This is a genomic window from Ancylobacter sonchi (assembly GCF_018390695.1).
Lineage (GTDB): Bacteria > Pseudomonadota > Alphaproteobacteria > Rhizobiales > Xanthobacteraceae > Ancylobacter > Ancylobacter sonchi.
Window position 1 is genome coordinate 510,867 of sequence record NZ_JAHBGF010000036.1, and the last position, 22,194, is coordinate 533,060.

The following is a 22,194-nucleotide window of genomic DNA, read 5'->3' on the forward strand; positions in this document are numbered from 1 at the left end:
CTGCTCGGCCTCCCCCTCGCCTTCACCACCCCGCTGCTGCTCGCCGCGCTCGCCGCGCTGCCGCTTTTGTGGTTCCTGCTGCGCCTGGTGCCGCCGCGCCCGCGCCGCATCGCCTTCGCGCCGACCCGGCTGCTGCTCGACATCCCGCCCAAGGAAGAGACCCCGGCGCGCACGCCGTGGTGGCTCACCGTGCTGCGGCTGCTGCTCGCCGCGCTCGTCATCTTCGCCGCCGCCGGGCCGATCTGGAATCCCCCGGTCGCCGGCCCGTCCTCCTCCGGCCCGGTGGTGCTGCTGATCGATTCCGGCTGGTCCGCCGCTTCCACCTGGGAGGCGCGCCGCGTCTCCGCCGAGGGCATCGTCGCCGATGCCGACCTCGCCGGCCGCGGCATCGTGCTGATCCCCACCGGCGATCCGCCGCTCGAACCGCGCCTGATGACGCCGAGCGAGGCGCGCGAGCGCCTGCGCACGCTGGAGCCGCAGCCCTTCCTGCCCGACCGCGCCGCCGCGCTCGCCAGCCTGCGCAAGGCGCTGGACGCCGCGTCCGGCGCCGGCCAGAGCCCCGGCATCGTCTATCTGTCGGATGGCGTCCGCCTTGACGGCACTGACGGCTTCGCCACCGAGCTCGCCGCGATCGCCGGCCAGCACCCGCTCGCCACCCTGGCTGACGGCGTCGAGGAGCCGCTGGCGCTCGCGGCCGCCGACAATGCCGCCGGCGCCCTCACCGTGAAGGTGCTGCGCGCCGACCGCCAGACTCTGTCCCGTGCGGGCACCGTGCGGGCGCTCGACATGCGTGGCCTCACCCTCGGCGAGGCGCCGTTCAGCTTCGAGCCCGGCGCCCGCGAGACCGAGGCGCGCTTCGACATGCCGGTCGAGATCCGCAACGAGGTCGCGCGCCTCGACATCGCCGGGGTGGAATCCGCCGGCGCGGTGCAGTTGCTCGACAAGCGCTGGCGGCGGCGCACCGTCGGCCTGGTCTCCGGCGTCACCGCCGACCAGCGCCAGCCGCTGCTGTCGCCGTCCTATTATCTCACCCGCGCCCTCGGCCCGTTCGCCGATATCCGCACCGCCGACGGCGCCGCCACCCCGGAAGCCATAGAGCGTTTCATCGATCAGAAGCTGCCGGTGATCGTGCTGTCCGATGTCGGCACCATCCCGCCGGAGGTGCATCAGCGGCTGCAGCGCTGGATCGAGGGCGGCGGCGTGCTGATCCGCTTCGCCGGCCCGCGGCTTGCCAACGGCTCGGACGACCTCGTCCCGGTGACGCTGCGCCGCGGCGGCCGCGTGCTCGGCGGCTCGCTGTCGTGGGAGCAGCCGCAATCGCTCGGCGGCTTCAACCCCGACGGCCCGTTCCGCGACGTGCCGGTACCGAACGACGTCACCGTCGGCCGGCAGGTGCTCGCCGAACCGGACGGCCTGCTCGCCACCCGCACCTGGGCCACCCTCACCGACGGCACGCCGCTGGTCACCGGCGAGAAGCGCGGCGCCGGCATGGTGGTGCTGTTCCACGTCACCGCCGACACTTCATGGTCGAACCTGCCGATCTCCGGCGCCTTCGTCGACATGCTCAGACGAGTGGTGGCGCTTGGCGGCTCCAGCGCCGCCGAGGCGGCCGGCGACGGCACCGCTGTCGGCACGGTGGAGACCACCGGCGAGACGGTGCCGCCGAGCCGGCTGCTCGACGGCTTCGGCGCCTTCCGGCCGGTCACGCCGACCGCCCGCGCCATCCCGGTCGGCTTCAACGGCCGCGCCAGTGCCGAGCACCCGCCCGGCTTCTACGGCCCGCCGGAAGGGCTGGTAGCGGTCAACGCGCTGCTGCCCGCCGACCGGCTGGCGCCGCTCGACCTCTCGGCCCTCGGTCGCGTCGAGCCCTATCGCGACGCCGCCCCGCGCGACCTGCGCGCGCCGCTGCTGCTCGCCTTGCTCGCCCTCCTGCTGGTGGATGCCATGATCGTGTTCCTGCTCGCCGGCGGCCTGTCCCGCCTCGCGCCGCGCCGGACCTCCACCGCCGCGGGCCTCCTGCTGGCGCTCGCGCTGGCCGGATTGCTCGGCCTGCTCGCCGGCGCCCCGGCGCACGCCCAGACCGCGCCAGCGCCTCAGGCGCAAGCCCAGCCCCAAGCCCGGCCACAGGCCCAAGCTCCCGCCGCCCGCCCGGACACGCCGATGACGCCGGCGGAGACCGACTTCGCGGTGAAGGCGACCAGCGCCACCCGCCTCGCCTATGTCGTCACCGGCGACGCCGAGACCGACGAGGTCAGCGCTTCCGGCCTCAAGGCGCTGACCGACTTCCTCGGCGAGCGCACCGCGCTGGAGGCCGGCGAGCCGATGGGCGTCGACCTGTCGCGCGACGAGCTGTCCTTCTTCCCGCTGCTCTACTGGCCGGTGCTGCCCAACGCCCAGCGTCCCTCACCGGAAACGCTGGCCCGCGTCGACGCCTTCATGAAGCAGGGCGGCACCATCGTCTTCGATACCCGCGACGCCGAGACCACCATCCCCGGCGTCGGCGGCGCGACGCCGACCAATCCGGCGCTGCGCCAGATCCTCGACGGGCTCGATATCCCCGAGCTGGAGCCGGTGCCGCGCGACCACGTGCTCACCAAGGCGTTCTACCTGCTGCGCGATTTCCCCGGCCGCTTCACCGGCGGCACCACCTGGGTGGAGGCGCTGCCCCCGGCCGAGGAGGGCGAGGAGCGTCCGGCCCGTGCCGGCGACGGCGTCTCGCCGGTGGTGATCACCTCAAACGACCTCGCCGGCGCCTGGGCGACCGCGCCGGATGGCGGCCCGCTGCTGCCGCTGTCGGAAGGCGGCGCCCGCCAGCGCGAGCTCGCCTTCCGCTCCGGCGCCAATCTCGTGATGTACGTGCTGACCGGCAACTACAAGGCCGACCAGGTGCATGTCCCCGCGCTGCTCGAAAGGCTGGGACAATGATGTCGCATAACGCCTCCGGAGGCCCCGCACGATGAATCTCGGCCTCGCCTTCGATCCGCTCATCGCGCTGCCGTTCCTGATCGCCGCCGCCGCGATCACCGCCGCCGTCGCGATTCTGCTCATCGTCGCCCGCTCGCGCGGCGCGCTCTTGCGCAGCCTCGCCCTCGCCCTCGCGGTGCTGGCGCTCGCCAACCCCTCGCTCACCCGCGAGGAGCGCGAGCCGCTCTCCACCGTGGTCGCTGTCGTCGTCGACAAGAGCGCCAGCCAGGATTTCGGCGACCGCAACGCCGTGACCGAGGCCGCCCGCGCCGAGTTGGAGACCCGCCTCGCCCGGCTGAAGGAGCAGGGCGCCGAGATCCGCTTCGTCGATGCCGGCGCCGGTGCCGGCGAGGTCGACGGCACCCGCCTGTTCACCGCGCTCTCCGCCGCGCTGGCCGACGTGCCGCCCGAGCGGGTGGCCGGCGCCATCTTCCTCACCGACGGCCGCGTGCACGACATCCCGGCCAACATGGCGGCGCTCGGCTTCCGCGCCCCGGTGCACGCCATCATCTCCGGCAAGCCGGGCGAGCGCGACCGCCGGGTGGCGCTCACCACCACGCCGCGCTTCGGCATCGTCGGCCAGAACCAGACCATCGGCTACCGGGTGGTCGACGAGGGCGCCCCCGCCGGCGCCCGCGTCGGCGTCACCGTGCGCCGCGACGGCGAGGTGGTGGCACGCCCCATCGTCACCGCCGGACAGGAGGCGAAGGTCGATGTCGAGATCACCCATGCGGGGGCCAACATCGTCGAGATCGAGGCCGCCGGCCTCGAGGGCGAACTCACCCCGGTGAACAACCGCGCCGCCGTCTCCATCGACGGCGTGCGCGACAAGCTGCGCGTGCTCCTCGTCTCCGGCGAGCCGCATGTCGGCGAGCGCACCTGGCGCAACCTGTTGAAGTCCGACGCGAACGTCGACCTCGTGCACTTCACCATCCTGCGCCCGCCGGAGAAGCAGGACGGCACGCCGATCAACGAATTGTCGCTGATCGCCTTCCCGACGCGCGAGCTGTTCCAGCAGAAGATCAAGGACTTCGACCTGATCATCTTCGACCGCTACTCCCAGCAGGGCGTGCTGCCGATGATCTATTTCGACAACATCGTCCGCTATGTCGAGGAAGGCGGCGCGCTCCTGGTCGCCGCCGGCACCGACTACATCTCGGACGGCTCGGTGTTCAACACCCCGCTGGAGGCGATCCTGCCGGCCGCTCCCGCCGGCCACATGACCGAGACGCCGTTCCGCGCCGCGCTCACCGATGCCGGCCGCCGCCACCCGGTGACGCGGGCTCTGCCCGGCTCGGAGAGCAACCCGCCGGCCTGGGCCCGCTTCTTCCGCATCGTCGACACGCAAGGCGCCCGCGGCACTAGCGTGATGGATGGGCCGGACGGCAAGCCGATCCTGCTGCTCGACCGCGTCGGCGAGGGCCGCGTCGCACTGCTGCTATCGGATCATTTCTGGCTGTGGGCGCGCGGCTTCGAGGGCGGCGGCCCCTATATCGACCTTCTGCGCCGCCTGTCCCACTGGCTGATGAAGGAGCCGGACCTCGAGGAGGAGCGCCTGCGCCTCACCGCGCACGGCCCCGATCTCGTGGTCGAACGCCAGACCATGGGCGACACCGCGCCCACCGTCGTCGTCACCAACCCAACCGGGGCGACCCGCACCCTGACGCTGACCTCGGTCGAGCCCGGCCTGTTCCGCGCCACCTTCCCGGCCGACATGCTCGGCCTGTGGCGGGCGACCGACGGCACCCATACCGCGCTGGTCAATGTCGGCCCGCTCAATCCGCGCGAATTTTCCGAGGTGACCTCGACCACCGAGACGCTGCGCGCCCCGCTGGCGACCACCGGCGGCGGCGTCTGGCGCATGGCGGACCTCGCCGGCGGCGTGCCGCGCGTAGTGGCGGTGCGCTCGGGCGAGCGCTTCGCCGGCGAGGACTGGATGGGCCTCGCTTTGCGCGACGTCTCGGTGGTGCGCGGGCTTGGCCTGTTCCCGCTGTTCGCCGGGCTGACGGGGCTGTTGATCCTCATGGCCGGCATCGCCGCCGCCTGGGCCCGCGAGGGGCGGTAAGCCCCTCGTCCACTGGCGAGTTTGGGGCGGTAAGCCCCTCGTCCACTGGCGAGTTTGGGGCGGTAAGCCCCTCGTCCACTGGCGAGTTGGGCGGTAAGCCCCTCGTCCACTGGCGAGTTTGGGGCGGTAAGCCCCTCGTCCACTGGCGAGTTTGGGGCGGTAAGCCCCTCGTCCACTGGCGAGTTTGGGGCGGTAAGCCCCTCGTCCACTGGCGAGTTTGGGGCGGTAAGCCCCTCGTCCACTGGCGAGTTTGGGGCGGTAAGCCCCTCGTCCACTGGCGAGTTTGGGGCGGTAAGCCCCTCGTCCACTGGCGAGTTTGGGGCGATAGCCCCTCGCTCAGTGGCGGATTTGCGGCGCCGAGCCTCTCGCCAGCGGCGCATCTCGGCGCTCCCCCGGCCAACCCGCTCGCTCTTTGTTGAGGGGATGGCGGCCCGGCCTCGCCGCCTCGTGACACCCTGCCGTCAGGCCTGCGCCCTAGGCTGCGGGCAGCGTCCGGCATCCGCCGGCGCTGCCGCACATCCTGTCCGCCAGTCCTGGAGGCCTGATCCGTTGATATCCACACGCCGGCGCCGCGTCGCCCAACGCCTGCCGCTCGCCGCCCTGTCCCTCGCTGCTGTGTCCCTCGTCGCCCCGTCCCTGCCGGCATTCGCCCAGACCGCGCCCGCCTATGGCCCGCAGCTCGAAGGCTTCGCCTATCCGCACCCGATCAAGCGCTTCGACGTCGCCTCGCAGGGACAGACGGTATCGATGGCCTATATGGATGTCGGCCCGGTCGCCGATCCCAATGGCCGCACCGTGGTGCTGCTGCACGGCAAGAATTTCTGCGGCGCCACCTGGGAAGGCACCATCGACGTGCTGTCCAAGGCCGGCTACCGGGTGATCGTGCCCGATCAGATCGGCTTCTGCGCCTCGACCAAGCCGAAGGGCTACCAGTTCAGCTTCCACCAGCTGGCCGACAACACCCACAAGCTGCTTGCCTCGCTCGGCATCGAGAAGGCGACGATCATCGGCCATTCCATGGGCGGCATGCTGGCGGCGCGCTACGCGCTGTCCTTCCCTACCGCCACCGACCGGCTGGTCATGGTGGACCCGCTCGGCCTCGAGGACTGGAAGGCCAGGGGCGTGCCCTACGCCACCATCGACCAGCTCTATCAGGGCGAGCTGAAGACCAGCGCCGACAGCATCAAGGCCTATCAGCTGAAGTTCTACTACAACGGCCAGTGGAAGCCGGCCTATGACCGCTGGGTCGACATGGCCGCCGGGCTCTATGCCGGGCCCGGCAAGGAGATCGTCGCCTGGAACCAGGCGCAGACCTCCGACATGGTCTACACCCAGCCGGTGCTCTACGAGTTCGGCGACATCGCCGTGCCGACCGTGCTGATGATCGGCATGAACGACAGGACCGCCCCCGGCGCCAACCGCGCCCGGCCGGAGATCGCCGCCACGCTGGGAAATTATGCCGAGCTCGGCAAGGCGGCGGCGAAGGCGATCCCGAACGCGAAGCTCATCGAGTTTCCCGGCCTCGGCCATTCGCCGCAGGTCGAGGCGCCCGACGAATTCCACAAGGCGCTGCTCGGCGCGCTGTAGCGTAGGACCAGCCGGGCCGGGACGCGGCGCGCGTTCCGGCCCCTGCGCCGTCCTACTCCGCCGCCGCCGGCAGCGCGGTGGCGAACGCCTTGCGCACCGCCCCATGCACCGCCTCGGGCAGGGTGTCGTCGAGCGGGCACACCAGCACCCGCGCCGGATCGACCGGCCCCGGCAGATTCACCTGTCCGGGGGGCACCCGCTTGAAACCCATGCGGCCGTAATAGGGCTCGTCGCCGACCAGCAGCACCAGCCGCGCGGCGCCGGCCTCGTCGAGCGCCGCCTTCGACGCCAGCTCGGCCTTCGCCGCCTCCAGGCAGCGCTCCACCAGCCGCCGGCCGATGCCGTGCGAGCGGAACGGCGGCTCGACGGTGAGCGGGCCGAGCAGCAGCGCCGCGTCCTCGCCGATGACGATCGGGGTGAGCCGCACCGAGCCGACCAGCATGGTGCCGATATAGGCGGTGAAGGAGAGGTCGCGCCGGTGCGGGTTGCCCTCGCGCAGCCGGTAGGCGGTGCGGGCATAGCGGCCGGGGCCGAAGGTGCGGGCCACCAGCCGCTCGATGGCGGCATCGTCGGCGGGCTTCTCGGTGAGGACGGTAATGGAAAGCTCGGTCATGTCGGCGCTCGGAAGGCTCAAGGTCGGCACATCGCCGCGCCGAGCGACCGTCTGTTCACGGCCGCCGGCATCGGCGAGCGAAATCGCCCACGCGCGGAAGCATCTCCGCGCGGGTCGCCTCGTCTCGTCGTCGCTGCATCGGCCTCGGGGCCATCGCCGTCTTTCCCGAAAAAGGTTCGGCCGGATAGCACAGGCCGGGACGCAGGTCGAGAGGTAGCTCGCAACGCTACCGCGCGCCGCCGACGCAGCGGCAGCCCCTCCCTCTTGATCGTTACCGCCATCGTCTCCTATAAGAGACGTATGTCCAACTTAATTGACGACACCGAGGCCCGCCTCGCCCGCCGCCTCAAGCTGGAGCGCGAGGCACGCGGCTGGTCGCTGGCCGATCTCGCCGCCCGCGCCGAGGTCGGCAAGGCGACGATCAGCAAGATCGAGCGCGGCGAGATCAGCCCGACGGCCGTGACCCTGGTGCGGCTCGCCAATGCCTTCGGCCTCACCCTCGCCGGGCTGCTGCTGCGCGCCGAGGGCGCCGACCGGCTGGTGCGCGCCGCCGACCAGCCGCTGTGGCGCGATCCCGCCACCGCCTATCTGCGGCGGCAGATCTTCGCCCGGCCGGACCATCCGGTCGAGTTGGTCGAGGTCGAGCTGCCGCCCGGCGCCCGCGTCACCCTGCCGGCCTCCTCCTATGCGCCGATCCGCCAGGTGCTGCAGCTGCGCGAGGGCGCGCTGACCCTCATCGAGGACGGCACCCGCCACGAGCTGAAGCCCGGCGACGCGCTCGGCTTCGGCCCGCCGGCGGAAGTCACCTTCGCCAATGAAGGTGCCGTGCCCTGCCGCTACATCGTCGCCCTCACCCGTCTCTGACCCCCGGAACGAGCCTTCCCATGCCAAACCTGCCCGATCTCGCCATCCGCCCGCTCGCCGACGACGAGCCGACCGTGACCGCCCTCGCGGCGCTGCTGGTGGACACCGTGGCTGGCGGCGGCTCGGTCAGCTTCATGCACCCGCTCGCCCTCGAAAAGGCCACCGATTTCTGGCGCGGTTCGCTGGCGGCGGCCGGGCGCGGCGAGCGCGTGGTGCTCGGCGCCTTCGTCGGCGACACGCTGGCCGGCACGGTGACGCTGCAGCTCGCTCTGCCGGAAAACCAGCCGCACCGCGCCGAGATCGCCAAGATGATGACCCTGCCCGCCTTGCGCGGCCGCGGCATCGCCAGCGCCCTGCTCGCCGCCGCCGAGACCGTCGCCCGCGAAAAGGGCCGCACGCATCTCGTCCTCGACACCGCCAGCGATGGCGGCGCCGCCGGCCTCTATGAGCGGCACGGCTTCGTGTTCTGCGGCGAGATCCCGGAATTCGCGCTGAAGCCGCATGGCGGGCTCACCGCCACCCGGCTCTACGTCAAGCGGCTGTAGCGCAAGCGGCTCTGGCTGGCGCGGCACGGGCCGCACGGGCATTCCCGCAATCCGTCCTTCTCGCCACTGCCATGCATCGCAGGGTGCCATCGCCGCGGTTTCGTCCTAGCTTCGCGCTCGATCCAGAGGGAGAGACGCGATGGGACTGCTGGTCGACGGCAAATGGGCCGATACCTGGTACGATACCAAGAGCACCGGCGGGCGCTTCGAGCGCACCGTCACCCGTTTCCGCAACTGGATCACGCCGGACGGCGCGCCCGGCCCCACCGGCGAGGGCGGCTTTGCCGCCGAGCCCGGCCGCTACCACCTCTATGTCTCCTATGCGTGCCCGTGGGCGCATCGCACGCTGATCTTCCGCCAGCTGAAGCAGCTGCAGGACCTCATCGACGTCGACGTGGTCGATCCGCATATGGGCGAGGAAGGCTGGGTGTTCGCCGGCCACGCCGAGCGCCCCACCCTTGGCGCCACCGCCGACACGGTGCTCGGCAAGCAGCGGCTCTACGAGGTCTATCTGCAGGCCGACCCGCATTTCTCCGGCCGCGTCACCGTGCCGGTGCTGTGGGACAAGAAGCGCGGCACCATCGTCAGCAACGAATCGGCGGAGATCATCCGCATGTTCAACTCGGCCTTCGGCGCCTTCACGCAGGACCGGCACGACTACTATCCCGAGCCGCTGCGGGCGGAGATCGACGCGCTCAATGCCCGCATCTACGACGCGGTCAACAACGGCGTCTACAAGGCCGGCTTCGCGACGAAGCAGGAGGCCTATGAGGAGGCGGTGCTCGCTTTGTTCGCCATGCTGGACGAGTTGGAGGCCCGCCTCGCCGACGGCCCTTGGCTGTTCGGGGCGACGCAGACCGAGGCCGACTGGCGGCTGTTCACCACGCTGATCCGCTTCGACGCCGTCTATGTCGGCCACTTCAAGTGCAACATCCGCCGCATCGCCGACTACCCGAACCTGTCGCGCTACCTGAAGGCGCTCTACGAGACGCCCGGCGTCGCCGGCACGGTGAACCTCACCCACATCAAGCGGCACTATTACGAGAGCCACAAGACCATCAACCCGACCGGCATCGTCCCGGTGGGACCGGATCTCTCCTGGGCCAAATGAGCGCGGGCGGCACGACGCCTCGCCGTATTGCCGGACGCGCCGGGGAATCCGGGAGCCCTTTCCGATCAGGTGGAATCACCTGATCGACAAGAAAGTGCTCCAGATTCGATAAGCTGAGCATGTTCCGCGAAAGCTTTTCCGCTTTCGCGGAACATGCTCTAGCCTCCCGCGCCGCTCCCTTGAGGGGCGACGGCGGCGAGGGGGCGACGATGGATCACGCGCGACAGGACGACAGCGACCGGCAGCCCCGCGCGCTGGACATCTCCGGCACCGAGCTCGCCGGCCTCCTCGATACCGCCGCCCGGCTTGCCGCCGAGTATTGGGCCGGGCTCGACGCCCGCCCGGCCTGTCCCGTCTCAACCGCCGGCGAGACCACCAGCCTGTTCGCCCGCCCCTGGGCCGAGGACGGGCGCGGCGCGGCGGTGCTGGACGACTTCACCACCATCGCCGCGCATTCCCGTCCCTCCGGCGGCCGGTTCTTCGGCTATGTGTTCGGCTCCGGCGAGCCGGTCGGCGCGCTCGGCGACCTGCTCGCCTCGGTGCTGAACCAGAATGTCGGCGCCTGGCGCTCCGCCCCGGCGGCGGTCGCCGTCGAGCAGGCGGTGATCGGCTGGCTCGGCGAGGCGATCGGCTGCCCCGGCTTCACCGGCTCGCTGTGCGGCGGCGGCTCCTCGGCCAATCTGATGGCGCTCGCCATGGCGCGCGAGGCGAAGCTGCCGGCCAATGAGGACGGTGCCCGCCCCGGCATCGTCTATGCCTCCGAGCAGGTGCACATGTCCGTGCCGAAGGCGGTGGCGCTGATCGGCCTCGGCCGCCGCAACCTGCGGCTCATCCCGGTCGATGCGGAGAGGCGGATGCGCCTCGACGCGCTGGAGGCCGCCATTGCCGAGGACCGCGCCGCCGGCCGCACGCCCATCGCCATCGTCGCCACCGCCGGCACCGTGGCGACCGGCGCCATCGATCCCCTGCCCGCCATCGCGGCCATCGCCCAACGCGAGGACCTCTGGATGCATGTCGACGGCGCCTTCGGCGTGCTGGCGGCGCTCGCCGCGCCCGAGCTGTTCGAGGGCCTGTCGCTCGCCGATTCGGTCTCGCTCGACGCGCATAAATGGCTGTACCAGCCGGTCGATTGCGGCTGCCTGCTGCACCGCCACGCCGACGTCGCGCGAAAGACCTTCTCGCATAGCGGCGACTATGTGCGGGCGCTGAACACCGATCCCGGCGAGACCTTCGCCTATTTCGACGAGAGCCTGGAGCTGTCCCGCCGCTTCCGCGCGCTCAAGCTGTGGATGTCGCTCGGCTATCACGGCCGCGCCGCCTTCCGCGCCGCCATCGCCCGCGACCTCGCCCATGCCCGGCTGCTGGAGCGCGCGGTCGCCGCGCGTCCCGAGCTGGAGCTGATGTCGGCCGGCTCGCTCAGCGCGGTGTGCTTCCGCCACCGGGAGCGGGACAACGAGGCGCTGCTGCGCCGGCTCCTCGCCCGCCGCCGGGTCTATCTGTCCAACGCCACGCTGGACGGCCGCTTCGCCCTGCGCGCCTGCTTCGTCAACCACCGCACCACGGAAGACGACGTGCACGAGATCGTCGCCGAGGTGATCGCGGCGGCGGGGGAGCTGAATGGGTGAGTGCCATCATGGGCACCGCGCGCAATGACGCCCGCGAAGCGGCGCGGTCACATGGCGTCGAACCACGCCTTCCACTGCGGCACGGCGCGGGCGAACGTCCCGCGATGGTTGGTCTCTCCGGTTGAGACCGCTTCCACCTTAGCGTTGCCGGCGCCGATGGCGCGGTGATAGGTCATCGCCATCCGGCCGAGGCCGACGCTGATCACCTCGTCCGCCTCGCCATAGTAGTTGCGCACCGGCGTCCGGATGATCCAGCGATAGGCCTCGGTCGCCGCGACGAGCCGTCCATAGGCCGAGGCCGCGAAGAACTGCGGATCGAAATACTCCGCGCGGATCAGCTTTTTGAGCTCGGTCGGTATGTCCTTGGCATCGAAGGGCTGCCGCTCATAGGCCTTGCGCGCCACCTCGTAATAGTCGTCGTTGATCAGCGAACGCGCGAGGCCTGGTACCCCGTAATAGCGCTCGAAGGAAAACGACGACAGGATGAACAGCGTCGTCACCCACGAGGCATCGTTGGCGCGCGGAAAATCGAGGAAGCCGCTCAGCGCTACGTAGATGTCGACCGGCGCACTGGCCGTCGCTGCCGCCTCAACCGCGACCCCGGCCGCTTCCAGCTTCTGCAGGAACGCCATCGTCACGAAGCCGCCCTGCGACCAGCCGGCGAGATACAGTTTCGGAGCGGCCAGCTTCATCGCCGCCAGCACACTGCGACTGGCCGTCAGCATATCGAAGGTCGCCTGCTGGTGGCTGGCCTTCACCATGTAGCCTTCCGGCTCGTCGGAAGTGCCGAGGCCGAAATAGTCGGCGCCAATCATCACATAGCCCTGCCCGGCGAACTGCGCGATCATCAGCTGGGTTTCCGGCGACTGCTCGGGGAACGACGGCACCTCCTGCTTTCCGTACACCGTGCCGTGCTGGTAGGAGACCATCGGGAACGTCGTCTCGCCCGCGCCGGTCTCCTGCGTCTCGGGGATCGCCAGCAGCCCGCTCGCCACGGTCGGCCGGTTGCCGCGCTCCGGGATCACCGAAGGATAGGTCACGCGATAGAGCCGCACCGCATTGCGGGCCGGCGTGTAGGTCTGCGCGAGACCGGCGAAGGCCGGCGTGTCGACCTCAAGGATTTGGTTGAGCCGCTCGACATCCCAGCGCGCCAGGAACTCGTAGCGGACGCCGGACGCCACCTCGACCGCCGCGCCGTCCTGCGCGCGGACGGGCAGGATCGTACCGGCGGCCATGGCCAGTATCAGCAGCGCAAGCGCCGCCGACAGTCGCAGAAGAGGCGGCATGCAGGTCTCCCGGTCAGGATGATGGCGGCGCGAGGAACCGCGCTGGCATCCAGGGGAGACTCAGCGCGCGACACTCCTTTACGGGACAGGCCGTGTGCCGGGCAATGACGCCGTGAGTGCGATGCCGGCCCCCACCCGCGCCGGACCGGCGGGTTACCCCGCCAGCGCCACCTTGCGCTCTTCCGCCGGCGCGGCGATTTCGGCGGCGCTGCGCTTGCGGAAGCGCACCAGCGTGTACATGCCGAGCCCGACATCCTTGGCGATCGGCAGGTCGACCGTGCCGTTCTGCAGCGCCCAGTTGCGCAGCCGGGCGAACTGGAATTCCGGCCGCCAGCCGAGCTTGCGCGCCTTGCGGGCGAACCAGCGCTCGAACACCGCGCGCGGCCCGTCCTCGGCGCCGAGATGGTTGACCAGGATGATCTCGCCGCCCGGCTTCAGCACGCGGGCCATCTCGTCCAGCGTTTCCTCGGGATGCGGCACCACGGTGATGACGAACTGGGCGATCACCACGTCGAAGCTGTCGTCCTTGAAGCCGAGATGCGCGCCGTCCATCAGGCACAGCCCCTCGACATGGCGCAGATGCTCCTTCTTCACCCGTTCGCGGGCCTTGTGGAGCATGGGTTCGGAGATGTCGACGCCGACGAGGCGGTTGCTGCGCTTGTAGGCCGGCAGCGCGATGCCGGTGCCGACGCCGAATTCGAGGATGCGCCCGCCGATCTTCTCCGCCGCCTTGATGGCCGCCTTGCGGCCGGCGTCGAACACCGCGCCGAACACCACGTCGTAAACCGGCGCCCAGCGGGCATAGGCTTCCTCAACGGTGGCGCGGTCGAGATCGGTCGTCATGCTTTCCCCCAACAGGTCCGGTCCGGCTTTGCTGCCGGTCCCGGTGCGACGCCCGACTCACGCGGTACGGACGTTCGCCAACATCTCCTGACCGCGTGTCAGCGCTGTGAACGTATTCGGCGCGCGGCGAATCACCCCGCCGCCGAGCAGCCGCGTCCCCGACGCGGCATCCGCATAAAAGACGCACGCCTGTCCCGGCGCTACCCCTTCCTCCGCGGCGGCGAGCCGCACCACCGGAGCCCCGTCGCCGGCGCGTCCGAGCTGGCCGGGCACCGGCGCGCGGGTCGAGCGCACCTTCACGTAGATCTCGCGGCCGGCATCGAGCGCCGCGTCGAGGCTCTCGTCGCCGAGCCAGTTCACCTCGTCGACGCGCACCTCGGTGACGCCGAGCGCCGCGCGCGGCCCCACCAGCACCCGGCGCTGGCGGGCATCGATGCCCACCACGTAGAGCGGCTCGGAGCTGGCGATGCCGAGGCCTTTGCGCTGGCCGATCGTGTAGCGCATCACGCCGGAATGCTGCCCGAGCACCCTGCCGTCGAGATGCACGATCTCGCCCGGCTCGCCGGCCTCGGGGCGCAGCTTCTCGACAATGGCGGTGTAGTGCCCGTTGGGCACGAAGCAGATGTCCTGGCTGTCCGGCTTGTCGGCTACCTTCAGCCCGAAGCCTTCCGCCAGCGCCCGCACTTCCGGCTTCGTCGTCTCGCCGAGCGGGAAGCGCAGCATGTCGATCTGCGCCTGCGTCGTCGCATAGAGGAAGTAGCTCTGGTCGCGACTCTCGTCGAGCGGGCGGTAGAGCGCCCGCGTGCCGTCGGGCAGACCGCGGCTGGTGACGTAATGGCCGGTGGCGAGGATGTCGGCGCCGAGATCCTTGGCCGTCTCCATCAGGTCGCGGAACTTGACGGTGCGGTTGCAGTCGACGCAGGGGATCGGCGTCTCGCCCGCCGCATAGGCGTCGGCAAAGCGCTCGATCACCGCGTCGCGGAACCGGCTCTCATAGTCGAGCACGTAATGCGGGATGCCGAGCTTCTCGCACACCATGCGGGCGTCGTAGATGTCCTGCCCGGCGCAGCAGGCGCCGGGGCGGTGGTGCATCGCCTCGCCATGGTCGTAGAGCTGCAGCGTGACGCCGATCACCTCGTAGCCGGCCTGCGCGTAGAGCGCGGCGACCACCGAGGAATCCACCCCGCCCGACATCGCCACCACCACGCGGATGTCCTTCGGAGCACGGCCTGTGTCGTCGAGGCGGATCATGGCGAATAGCGGGTCAGAGACATCAAAAGGTAACGACTGCGGAGTCCCTATATAGGGCGTCGGCGCCGTTCGTCGAACCTGTTTCTACGCAATACCGCCCCTGCCGCGCAACCCGGGCGCTTCGTGCCCATCCGCCACCGGCGCAATGAAAGCAGCACCCCTTAAGATTCCGCAAGGTAAACAAAAAGTTTAGCGGATGTTAAGAAGGCCTTAACCTTGGTGAACTCACCGGCTCGTGATTCGTTTAGGAAAATATTTATCGCTGTCAGGATACCATCATCTCATAAGTTCGGGTGTCATGAGTGAGCGTACAATGACCGAGGCCTACCGCCCCAGGGTGAAATACGTGATCGGACCGGACGGCAGTCCGTTGACCATTGCCGATCTTCCTCCGCCGGACACTCGCCGCTGGGTCATTCGCCGCAAGGCCGAGGTGGTCGCCGCCGTGCGCGGCGGGCTGCTCAGCCTTGAGGAAGCCTGCAAGCGCTACACGCTCACCACTGAGGAATTCCTGTCCTGGCAGGCCTCGATCGACCGCCACGGCCTCGCCGGCCTGCGCACCACCCGCATCCAGCAATACCGGCAGTAGCCTGCCATCCCCTCGCTTTCATGACGGATCGCACGGCCGGACCTCGCTCCGGCCGTTGTCGTCTGCGGGGCCGGACTTGCCGGACCGCCCTATCCCGCCAGCTGCTCCAGGAAGGCCACAAGCCGCGCGCCGGCCGCCTCCGGCGCGCCGTCATTGACGAGGGTGAGCGCCGGCGCCATCGTCAGCGCCGGCTCGCGCGTCAGGCGCCGCGCCGCGTCCTCGGCGCTCTCGCGTCCGCGCGCGGCGATCCGTGCCGCCAGCACCTCGGGCGGCGCCGTCACCAGCACCAGCCGCACATCGGCGAAGCGCCGCCGCGCTTCCCGCACCGCCGCCCGCGAGCCGTTTGCCACCACGATGCGGCCGGCGCCGATCGCCTCGGCCACTTCCGGCCCCAGCGCATAGGCGAGCCCGTTGGCCCGCCAGTGCAGCGGGAACTCGCCGGCCGCCACGCCGCGCGCGAACGCCGCCTCGTCGAGGCTGATATGGTCTTCGGTCACGTCGGTCGGCCGGGTGATGCGGCGACGGGCGAAAGCGAGGCCCGCCCGTCCGTCGAGCCGGGCCCGCGCGAGGCCGATCAGCGTGTCCTTGCCGGCGCCGGAGGGGCCGACCACCAGCACCAGCGTGCCGGGGCCGAGGCGGACCACGCCCGCTTCGGCATCCGCGCCGACTCCCGGCAAGGTATCCGCCTCGGTCTCGCCGCTCACGCCCGCAACTCCCGTCTCGTCCCTGCCGCCGTCATAGGCCGCCCCGGCGACACACGCTACACCGCCCGCGCCAGACGTCGCCTCGCGCTGCCTCACGCCACCCGCTCGCCCTGCCGCCAGACCGTGCGCACCACCGGCGCCGGCCCGGCGAGCGAGACGCGCAGCACATCGGCCCGCAGCCCCGGCCTCAGCCGCCCGCGATCGCCCATGCTCGCCGCGTCGGCGGGATTGGCGCTCACCATCGCCACCGCCTGCGGCAGGGTGATGCCCTCGACCAGCGTCGGCAGCGCGAAGGCGGCGAGCAGCAGGCTGCCCGGCACATAGTCGGAGCTCATGATGTCGAGCACGCCGCGCCCGGCGAGGTCGCCGGCGGCGACATTGCCGGTGTGCGAGCCGCCGCGCACCACGTTCGGCGCGCCCATCAGCACACGGATGCCGGCCTTGTGCGAGCCTTCCGCCGCCGCCACCGTGGTGGGGAACTCGGCGATGGCGACGCCGTCGGTCACCGCCTCGGCGACATGCGCCGGAGTGGCATCGTCATGGCTCGCCAGCACGATGCCGCGCTGGCGGGCGATCGCCACCAGCCGCTCGCGATTGGCGCGGGCGTGCTTTTCGTGCGCCAGCAGGCGGTCGGCGACGATCACGTCCATCTCGGCGTCGGTCAGCCCGCTCTTCTTCTTGTAGTAGCTGCGAAAATGCTCCTCGGTGAGGAATTGCCGCTGGCCGGGCGTGTGGTCCATCAGCGAGACGAGGCGCACGTCGCAGGCCTCCATCAGCGTCTGCGCGTCCTCCACCACGCCGTCGGCCGCCACCTCGCAGCGCAGGTGTACGTGGTGCTCGGCGCGCAAAAGCCCGGCCTCGGACGCCTCGGCCAGGGTGGCGGCGAGCAGCGGCGCGTCGCCATCCATGCCCACCGCCTTCTTGTCCGGCCAGACCCGCAGCGAATCGAACACGGTGGTGATGCCGGCCGCCGCGATCTGCGCGTCATAGGCGGTCACGGCGGCAAACGCGTTCCACATCACCCGCGGGCGCGGATAGAGATGACCTTCGACATGGTCGGTGTGCAGCTCGACGAAGCCGGGCAGCAGATAGTCGCCGCCGACGTCGATGGCCCCGCGCGGCACGGCGCCCTCGCCGATCTCGGCGATCCGCCCGTCGCGGATCACCAGATGGCCGGGACGCACCTCGTCCTCCAGCACCAGCTGCGCATTTGCGAGAATGGTCTCGTTCATCTTGCTTGCAAACCTTCGCGGTCATTGATTTTGATCTGGTAGGTGAGGCTGAAGCGGTTGCACTTCAGGGTGTATGGGTCTGTTCCAAGTGCCCGTATCGCTCCAGACACGCTGTCGCACCTGTAGCCACTCGCTCTTATGAACTGCGCTGCAGCAATTGCGAGCCTGCGGTCGTCCGCCCCTCGAAACGCTTCGCTCTCAATCTGGACTTCAGCAGCCAGGGCAAATCCGTTTGCCAGAACGAATACGATGGCAGCCGGCAGGCATCTGAACGCTCGAAACATCATGAACAGCCTGTTTTGTCGTACACCTCACGCGGCCCGGTCACGCTGCCTTTGCGAATTCCGTCACGTCGATCACCCGGTCGCACACCGCCTCGCGCACTTCCGCGTCGTGGAAGATGCCGAGAATGGCGACGCCGGCCCGCTTCTTCTCCTCGATCAGGCCGATCACCACCTGCCGGTTGGCGGCGTCGAGCGAGGCGGTCGGCTCGTCCATCAGGAGCAGCGGGCGATGGGCGATCAGCCCGCGGGCAATGTTCACCCGCTGCTGCTCGCCGCCGGAGAAGGTGGCCGGCGGCAGGCTCCACAGCCGCTCCGGCAGGTTCAGCCGGGCGAGCAGCGCCCCGGCCCGCCCGGTCGCCTCCTCGCGCGGGATGCCGTCGCCGATGAGCGGCTCGGCCACCACGTCGAGCGCGCCGACGCGCGGGATCACCCGCAGGAACTGGCTGACATAGCCCATGGTGGTCGCCCGCAGCTTCATCAGCCGGCGCGGCGCGCAGCTGGCGACGTCGATGCTCTCGTCGCCGTCGCGCACCAATATGTGCCCGGCATCGATGCGGTAATTGCCGTACACCATCTTGAGCAGCGAGCTCTTGCCGGCGCCGGACGGCCCGCCCAGCGCCACGCATTCGCCGGGATGGAGCTCGAAGCCGGCGCCGGAGACCACCGGCAGCCGCGCCCCGCCGCGCAGATGCAGCACGAAGCTCTTCTCGACGCCGGAAACGGAAAGGATGGGTTCGCTCATCGTCATTCCCCTCACGCCGCCAGCACCGAGGAAACCAGCAGCTGGGTATAAGGCTCGCGCGGATCGTCAAGCACCTGGTCGGTCAGCCCGGTCTCGATCACCCTTCCGTGGCGCATCACCACCATGCGGTGCGACAACAGCCGCGCCACCGCGAGGTCATGGGTGACGATCACCACCGCCAGCCCCATCTCGCTGACCAGCGAGCGGATCAGGTCGAGCAGCCGCGCCTGCACGGAGACGTCGAGCCCGCCGGTCGGCTCGTCCATGAAGACGAGGCGGGGTTTCGTCACCAGGTTCCGGGCGATCTGCAGCCGCTGGCGCATGCCGCCGGAGAACGCGCGGGGATCGTCGTCGATGCGGTCGGCGGCGATCTCGACCCGGCCGAGCCAGTCGGTCGCCTCTTCGCGGATATTGCCGTAGTGGCGCCAGCCCACCGCCATCAGCCGCTCGCCGACATTGCCGCCGGCGGAGACCGCCATGCGCAGCCCGTCCGCCGGGTTCTGCCGCACGAAGCCCCAGTCGGTGCGCATCAAGAGCCGCCGTTCCGCCGGGCCGAGGCCGGCGAGGTCGCGCAACGCGCCGTCGCGCATGCGGTAGCTGACGCGCCCGGCGCTGGCCGCCAGCTCGGTGGAGAGCAGGCCGAGCAGCGTCGACTTGCCCGAGCCGCTCTCCCCCACCACCGCCAGCACCTCGCCGGGGAACACCTCCAGCGACACGTCGCGGCAGCCGATGCGGGTGCCGTAATTCTTGCCGAGCCCCTCGGCGACGAGCAGCGGGGCGTCGTCGGACGGTAGCGTCGCGTTCATGCCGCCTCCCCGGAAGCCGGGGCCTCCTGAAGATCGGTGTAGAAGCTGAAGCCGTGCCGGCGGAAGCCGAGGCTCTCATAGAAGGCATGCGCCCGCTCGCGCGCCATGCGGGTGGAGAGCGCCGCCTTGTAGCAGCCCTTCTCGCGCGCCATGTCGAGCGCCACGCCCATCATGGCGCGGCCGATGCCCTGCCCCTGCGCGGCGGCGCTCACCGCCACCGCCTCGATGATGCCGGTGCGCGAGCCCCGGTGGGCGATGTTTTCCATCACCAGCAGGGTGAAGGTGCCGAGCACGGCACCATCGACCTCGGCGACATAGAGCGCGTAGTCGGGATAGCGGGCCATGCGGTCGAACACGGCGCGCGCCTCGGCGAGGTCATGCACATCCTCGGCGTCGAGCTCGCGATAGAGCGCCAGCACCGCCGGCAGGTCCGCCGGCCCGGCCGGGCGCACGGAGACGTTGGTCGCGCTCATGCCGCCTCTCCCGCCGGCGCCGCCATCTCGCCGCGATGCCCCTGCGCCTGCCGCGTGTTGCAATGGTCGGTGTCGGAGCAGACGAACATCCGCCCTCCTTTGTCGTCGAGGATCACCTCGTCGAGATAGACCCCGGTCGCCGCGCACAGCGCGCAGGGCTTGGCGAAGCGCTGCACCTTGAACGGGTGGTCCTCGAAATCCAGCGAGCGCACCGTGGTGTAGGGCGGGATGGCGTAGATGCGCTTCTCGCGCCCGGCGCCGAACAGCTGCAGCGCCGGGCAGTCGTCCATCTTGGGGTTGTCGAATTTCGGGATCGGCGAGGGATCCATCACATAGCGTCCGGCCACTTCCACCGGATAGGCATAGGTGGTGGCGATGTGCCCGTGCCGGGCGATGTCCTCATACAGCTTCACATGCATGAGGCCGTATTCGGCGAGCGCGTGCAGCTGCCGCGTCTCGGTCTCGCGCGGCTCGAGAAACCGCAGCGGCTCGGGAATCGGCACCTGGTAGACGAGGATCTGGTTCTCGGCGAGCGCCGTCTCCGGGATGCGGTGCCGGGTCTGGATGATGCTCGCCTGCGTGGTCGCGGTGGTGGTCGCCACCCCGGCCGTCTTCTCGAAGAAGCCGCGGATCGCCACCGCATTGGTGGTGTCGTCCGCCCCCTGGTCGATCACCTTGAGCACATCGTCGGGGCCGAGCACGGCGGCGGTCACCTGCACGCCGCCGGTGCCCCAGCCATAGGGCATCGGCATCTCGCGCGCCGCGAACGGCACCTGATAGCCGGGAATGGCGATCGCCTTCAGGATCGCCCGGCGGATCATCCTTTTGGTCTGCTCGTCGAGATAGGCGAAGTTGTAGGAGATTTCCGGCATCCCGCTCATTCCGCCGCCTCCTTCATCTCGTCGGCAGCCGGCTTTCCTGAAGCCTCGGCACGCATCCGCCGCACCAGATCCAGCTCCGCCTGGAAGTCGACATAGTGCGGCAGCTTCAGATGCTCGACGAAGCCGGTCGCCTGCACGTTGTCGCAGTGGGAGAGCACGAATTCCTCGTCCTGCGCCGGCGCGCCCGGCTCCTCGCCGAGCTCCTGCCAGCGCAGCGCCCGCTCGACCAGCGCCATCGACATCGCCTTGCGCTCGCATTGCCCGAAGACGAGGCCATAGCCGCGGGTGAACTGCGGTGGCTCGGCGGCCGAACCCTTGAACTGGTTCACCATCTGGCACTCGGTCACCTGCACTTCGCCGATGGAGACCGGGAAGCCCAGCTCCGGCACGTCGAGGATCACCTCGACATCGCCGAAGCGGATCTCGCCGACAAAGGGATGCGAGCGGGCATAGCCGCGCTGGGTGGAATAGCCGAGCGCGAGCAGGTAGCCCTCGTCGCCGCGCGCCAGAGTCTGCAGGCGAGTGGCGCGGTCGACCGGGAAGCTCACCGGCGCGCGGGTGATGTCGAAGGGCTCGCCGCCGGCATCGACGGGAGAGGCCTCGATCAGCCCCTCGGCGCCGATCAAATCGGTCACGCGCGGCATTTTTGATGCCGCATCGGCCGCATCGGACAGCGCCGGCGCGGCGTTGGCCTGATCGTCCACCTCACCGGCCTGATCGGCCGTCGCCAACGAGGTATCCAGCAACCGATGGGTATAGTCGAAGGTCGGGCCGAGCAGTTGCCCGCCCGGCAGGTCCTTGAAGGTCGCCGATACCCGCCGCCGCACCAGCATGTCGCCGGTATCGAGCGGCTGCGAAGCGCCGAAGCGCGGCAGCGTGGTGCGGAAGGCGCGGATCAGGAAGATCGCCTCGATCAGGTCGCCGCGCGCCTGCTTGATGGCCAGCGCCGCCAGATGCGTGTCGTAGAGCGAGCCCTCCGCCATCACCCGGTCGACCGCGAGCGAGAGCTGGGAGGCGATCTGCTCCAGCGTGACCGAAGGCAGATTCTTGTTTCCGCGCCGCCGCTTAGCCAGCAGCTTGTGTGCGTTGCGGATGGCCTTCTCGCCACCCTTGGCCGCTACATACATCGCTCAAGCCCCCTTCACCGCGACCGAGCGCGGCAGCCCGGCGACCTGTCCCGCGCCGGCCAGCAACAGGTCGACGCCGCGCGGAAACAACGCCCGGTTCGCCGCCATCCGCGCCGGGAAATCGCCCGGCAGCGGCGTCGCCCCGAAGCCGATGCGCCCCTTGATGCCCGGCCCTTCCAGCATGAAGCCGTGACCGGCGAAGCCCGCGACCTGCAGGATCAGCGTCGTCGAGGCGTCGGGGAAGTCGGGAGAGCCCGGCGAAAATTGCGAAAAATCGAGCAATTCCATCGGATTGGCGATAATGGCGAAGCGCGCCTCGCCCGGATCTTCCGTGATCGGCGCCCCGGTGTGGAAGCGCAGGAAGTCCGCCACCGCCCGCTCCGCCGCCAGTGCCGCGTCGAGGAAAACCGGCGTCTCATAGTCGCAAAGCGCCAGCGCCAGCGCCGCCGCTTCCGGCGACAGCGGCGCCGGCGGCACGAGTTCCGTCGTCAGTTCCTGCGGCTGGCCGGGCCGGGAGAGCGCCCACATGGCGGCGCGAAACGCCCCCTGCGCCTCGAGGACCGGATCGGCAAAGCCGCGTGCAAGTTCTTGCGTCTGCACGA

At 70.3% G+C, this 22,194-nt stretch carries 20 protein-coding genes; 8 read left to right on the plus strand and 12 right to left on the minus strand.

All coding sequences use genetic code 11. From position 1 onward, the window contains the following. From KHC28_RS23180 to KHC28_RS23190, 3 genes are all read left to right on the plus strand, one after another. Complete coding sequence (locus KHC28_RS23180) at positions 1-2,925, plus strand: DUF4159 domain-containing protein (protein WP_214010903.1); 2,925 nt, start codon at positions 1-3, stop codon at positions 2,923-2,925. Between the two features lie 31 nt (positions 2,926-2,956). Then, positions 2,957-5,029, plus strand: a complete 2,073-nt coding sequence (locus KHC28_RS23185) for a hypothetical protein (RefSeq protein ID WP_214010715.1) — start codon at positions 2,957-2,959, stop codon at positions 5,027-5,029. Positions 5,030-5,629: 600 nt separating this feature from the next. Continuing rightward, positions 5,630-6,616, plus strand: a complete 987-nt coding sequence (locus KHC28_RS23190) for an alpha/beta fold hydrolase (RefSeq protein ID WP_376772792.1) — start codon at positions 5,630-5,632, stop codon at positions 6,614-6,616. 52 nt (positions 6,617-6,668) lie between these two features. Here KHC28_RS23190 and KHC28_RS23195 read toward each other — a convergent pair whose 3' ends face one another. Beyond that, on the minus strand, positions 6,669-7,229 hold the full coding sequence (locus KHC28_RS23195) for a GNAT family N-acetyltransferase (RefSeq protein ID WP_214010717.1): 561 nt from the start codon (positions 7,227-7,229) through the stop codon (positions 6,669-6,671). A 300-nt stretch (positions 7,230-7,529) separates the two neighbouring features. Here KHC28_RS23195 and KHC28_RS23200 point away from each other — a divergent pair, with 300 nt between their 5' ends. From KHC28_RS23200 to KHC28_RS23215, 4 genes are all read left to right on the plus strand, one after another. Then, on the plus strand, positions 7,530-8,093 hold the full coding sequence (locus KHC28_RS23200; protein ID WP_214010718.1) for a helix-turn-helix domain-containing protein: 564 nt from the start codon (positions 7,530-7,532) through the stop codon (positions 8,091-8,093). A 20-nt stretch (positions 8,094-8,113) separates the two neighbouring features. Continuing rightward, positions 8,114-8,638 carry a GNAT family N-acetyltransferase gene (locus KHC28_RS23205; protein WP_214010719.1) on the plus strand — a complete coding sequence of 175 codons (525 nt, stop codon included), beginning with the start codon at positions 8,114-8,116 and terminating at the stop codon, positions 8,636-8,638. Between the two features lie 139 nt (positions 8,639-8,777). After that, positions 8,778-9,749 (plus strand): glutathione S-transferase family protein, encoded by a 972-nt coding sequence (locus tag KHC28_RS23210; RefSeq protein ID WP_214010720.1) that lies wholly within the window; start codon positions 8,778-8,780, stop codon positions 9,747-9,749. Positions 9,750-9,958: 209 nt separating this feature from the next. Next, on the plus strand, positions 9,959-11,374 hold the full coding sequence (locus tag KHC28_RS23215; RefSeq protein ID WP_214010721.1) for a pyridoxal phosphate-dependent decarboxylase family protein: 1,416 nt from the start codon (positions 9,959-9,961) through the stop codon (positions 11,372-11,374). 47 nt (positions 11,375-11,421) lie between these two features. On the opposite strand, the gene KHC28_RS23220 is transcribed toward KHC28_RS23215, so the two are convergent. The 3 genes from KHC28_RS23220 to mnmA all read right to left on the minus strand — a co-directional run bounded on the left by KHC28_RS23220 (position 11,422) and on the right by mnmA (position 14,754). Beyond that, positions 11,422-12,660 carry an alpha/beta hydrolase family protein gene (locus tag KHC28_RS23220; RefSeq protein WP_214010722.1) on the minus strand — a complete coding sequence of 413 codons (1,239 nt, stop codon included), beginning with the start codon at positions 12,658-12,660 and terminating at the stop codon, positions 11,422-11,424. A 153-nt stretch (positions 12,661-12,813) separates the two neighbouring features. After that, complete coding sequence (locus KHC28_RS23225) at positions 12,814-13,503, minus strand: class I SAM-dependent methyltransferase (RefSeq protein ID WP_214010723.1); 690 nt, start codon at positions 13,501-13,503, stop codon at positions 12,814-12,816. Positions 13,504-13,560: 57 nt separating this feature from the next. After that, positions 13,561-14,754, minus strand: coding sequence for a tRNA 2-thiouridine(34) synthase MnmA (mnmA, locus tag KHC28_RS23230; protein ID WP_214010724.1), 1,194 nt, complete (start codon positions 14,752-14,754; stop codon positions 13,561-13,563). A gap of 313 nt (positions 14,755-15,067) precedes the next feature. Here mnmA and sciP point away from each other — a divergent pair, with 313 nt between their 5' ends. Next, positions 15,068-15,343, plus strand: a complete 276-nt coding sequence (gene sciP, locus KHC28_RS23235; protein ID WP_213356345.1) for a CtrA inhibitor SciP — start codon at positions 15,068-15,070, stop codon at positions 15,341-15,343. A gap of 89 nt (positions 15,344-15,432) precedes the next feature. Here sciP and phnN read toward each other — a convergent pair whose 3' ends face one another. The 8 genes from phnN to phnH all read right to left on the minus strand — a co-directional run bounded on the left by phnN (position 15,433) and on the right by phnH (position 22,192). Next, complete coding sequence (phnN, locus tag KHC28_RS23240; protein WP_376772785.1) at positions 15,433-16,047, minus strand: phosphonate metabolism protein/1,5-bisphosphokinase (PRPP-forming) PhnN; 615 nt, start codon at positions 16,045-16,047, stop codon at positions 15,433-15,435. A 92-nt stretch (positions 16,048-16,139) separates the two neighbouring features. Then, positions 16,140-17,279: an alpha-D-ribose 1-methylphosphonate 5-triphosphate diphosphatase gene (locus tag KHC28_RS23245; RefSeq protein WP_214010725.1), complete on the minus strand. Its 1,140-nt coding sequence runs from the start codon at positions 17,277-17,279 to the stop codon at positions 16,140-16,142. A 324-nt stretch (positions 17,280-17,603) separates the two neighbouring features. Further along, positions 17,604-18,305 (minus strand): phosphonate C-P lyase system protein PhnL, encoded by a 702-nt coding sequence (phnL, locus tag KHC28_RS23250; protein WP_214010726.1) that lies wholly within the window; start codon positions 18,303-18,305, stop codon positions 17,604-17,606. An 11-nt stretch (positions 18,306-18,316) separates the two neighbouring features. Further along, positions 18,317-19,111, minus strand: a complete 795-nt coding sequence (phnK, locus tag KHC28_RS23255; RefSeq protein ID WP_214010727.1) for a phosphonate C-P lyase system protein PhnK — start codon at positions 19,109-19,111, stop codon at positions 18,317-18,319. After that, positions 19,108-19,584, minus strand: coding sequence for a GNAT family N-acetyltransferase (locus KHC28_RS23260; protein WP_214010728.1), 477 nt, complete (start codon positions 19,582-19,584; stop codon positions 19,108-19,110). Before KHC28_RS23260 ends, phnK begins: the two co-directional genes overlap by 4 nt. Next, positions 19,581-20,465 (minus strand): alpha-D-ribose 1-methylphosphonate 5-phosphate C-P-lyase PhnJ, encoded by an 885-nt coding sequence (locus KHC28_RS23265; RefSeq protein WP_376772786.1) that lies wholly within the window; start codon positions 20,463-20,465, stop codon positions 19,581-19,583. Before KHC28_RS23265 ends, KHC28_RS23260 begins: the two co-directional genes overlap by 4 nt. Continuing rightward, entirely contained in the window at positions 20,462-21,592 is a 1,131-nt protein-coding gene (locus KHC28_RS23270; protein WP_214010729.1) for a carbon-phosphorus lyase complex subunit, read from the minus strand. Before KHC28_RS23270 ends, KHC28_RS23265 begins: the two co-directional genes overlap by 4 nt. Before the next feature lie 3 nt (positions 21,593-21,595). Further along, on the minus strand, positions 21,596-22,192 hold the full coding sequence (gene phnH, locus KHC28_RS23275; protein ID WP_214010730.1) for a phosphonate C-P lyase system protein PhnH: 597 nt from the start codon (positions 22,190-22,192) through the stop codon (positions 21,596-21,598). Positions 22,193-22,194 lie beyond the last annotated feature (2 nt).